General features: G+C 56.3%; 2 protein-coding genes. One reads left to right on the forward strand and one right to left on the reverse strand.

Annotated features, from left to right (window positions below; translation table 11 throughout):
* The first annotated feature begins 179 nt into the window (after nt 1–179).
* A complete protein-coding gene (locus tag H5U08_RS17060) occupies nt 180–1325 on the forward strand; it encodes a rhomboid family intramembrane serine protease (RefSeq protein WP_297035834.1) in 1146 nt (381 codons plus the stop codon).
* 23 nt (nt 1326–1348) lie between these two features.
* Here H5U08_RS17060 and H5U08_RS17065 read toward each other — a convergent pair.
* On the reverse strand, nt 1349–1974 hold a 626-nt coding region (locus tag H5U08_RS17065; protein ID WP_297035837.1), incomplete at its 5' end, for an efflux RND transporter permease subunit.

The following is a 1974-nucleotide window of genomic DNA, read 5'->3' on the forward strand; positions in this document are numbered from 1 at the left end:
ATCTGGCGCCGGATGTACGAGTCAGAACGGCAGCTCGCCGCGGATGGCCTGCGGTTCATGAAGGAAGAAGTCGCCAAACGTTGGAAATAAATCCAACACATTGACGGGAACGGCTCTGGCAGCGCGGCGAGTCTACTGCCACTACGCCGCGGCCAGAGATCGGAACGAGGAGCGCAAACATGCTCCTGTGTCCTCGTTGTAACGTTCCGCTGAAAGGCTCCCGCACTCCGCAAGGGACGGCTTACTTCTGTCCCCAGTGCGGGGGCCAGGCAACGAGCTGGGCGGTGGTACGCAGTCGGGCCCCTAAAAGCATCGCCATTCAGCTTTGGCAACAAGCCAGGGAGCAAAAAGACCGTCACGGCGGTGCGTGCCCTTTGTGCCACCGCCCCATGGCCGTTGTCCCTGCCGTTCACAATGAGCGCGTCATCCCCATCGATATCTGTCCAAATTGCTACCTTGCGTGGTTCGATCGGACAGAGTGGGAGGCCCTTCCCCACGCTCCTCCCCCCGTCACCCCTCCAGAAAAAGAGCTTTCTCCAGCAGCGCGCGAAGCCATTGCTCGCGCCAAAATCGAGCAAATGGCTCGTCGCGAGGCAGCAGACGAGGATTTGCCTGCGGAACCCTGGCAATGGATTCCCGCGCTTTTCGGCCTTCCGGTGGAAGTCGAAGGCCCGGCGCTGAGAAGCATTCCCTGGCTCACATGGGGAACAGTGGCAGCCTGTGTGCTTGTCTTTCTCTATTCCCTGCAGAACTTGCAAGTTTTTGTCGAGCAACTCGGATTTATTCCCGCACAGCCGTTTCGTTTGGGCGGCTTGACGCTCCTCACATCGTTCTTCTTGCACGGTGGGCTGTTTCATCTCATCGGGAATATGTACTTCCTTCTGGTCTTTGGTGATAACGTTGAAGACCACATCGGCCGGTGGTTTTATCTCGCCCTGCTTGTTCTGGCCCATGTGACAGGCAGCCTTTTCCATGCGCTGGGGGATCCGCGTGCCGATATTCCCTGTGTGGGAGCCAGCGCGGGAATATCTGGAGTCATCGTGTTCTATGGGCTTCAGTTCCCCAATGCCAAACTCGGCATTTTATTCAGATATTTCGTTTACTTCCATTGGCTGCGATTCCCGGCCATCTGGGGACTTGTGGCGTGGATAATCCTCCAGGTTATCATGGCCTATTCACAATTATCCGGCGTGAGCGAGGTATCCGCCTTGGCCCATCTCGGCGGGGCCACTGTGGGAATGATGGCCTGGATCCTCTGGAAAAATCAGCTTCTCCTGGCCAGTTGGTTTGGCATCCCGCAGCCACCCCGACGGATGGAAAATTGATTGCCGGATGTTCCGGGCTCGACTTATTCGCGATTGCCAATATCGGAATTGGACGAAACGTTTTCACTCTTCTGGGCGCGTGGTTCCCTTTCGAATCGGATGACACCAGCCATCTTCAAACCGATCTCTTTCATCAGGCAGTACGAAACCGGCACGACGAACAGCGTCATGAGCTCGATGAGCATGCCGCCGAATGAAGGAATCGCGATGGGAACCATCACATCGCTGCCCCGACCGACGCTCGTGAGAACAGGAAGAAGTGCCAGAACCGTGGTGGCCGTGGTCATCAGGCACGGCCGGATCCTGCGCAATCCGGCGGCAACCGTGGCCTCGCGAATTTCTTCTACCGTGCGCGGCTTCCGGACCGCAAACGACTGATCCAGATAACTGGCGATCACCACACCGTCATCGGTGGCAATTCCCCACAGCGCGATAAACCCGACCCATACGGCGACGCTGAGATTGAGCGTCCGCATCTGGAAAAGATCCCGCAGATTGACACCGAATACTGAAAAATCAGCAAACCACGGTTGTGCATAGAGGTAGAGCAGCAGAAAACCACCCGATGCTGCGACCAGCACCCCGGAAAACAAAATAAACGTGGTCAGGACGTTTCTGAACTGAAAATAGAGAATTAAAAAGATGATAA

Source organism: Thermogutta sp., from assembly GCF_014359955.1.
Lineage (GTDB): Bacteria > Planctomycetota > Planctomycetia > Pirellulales > Thermoguttaceae > Thermogutta.

Excerpts from the sequence above, each read along its gene's own strand:
- H5U08_RS17060 (WP_297035834.1), top strand. The coding sequence starts at position 180 with ATGCTCCTGTGTCCTCGTTGTAACGTTCCGCTGAAAGGCTCCCGCACT.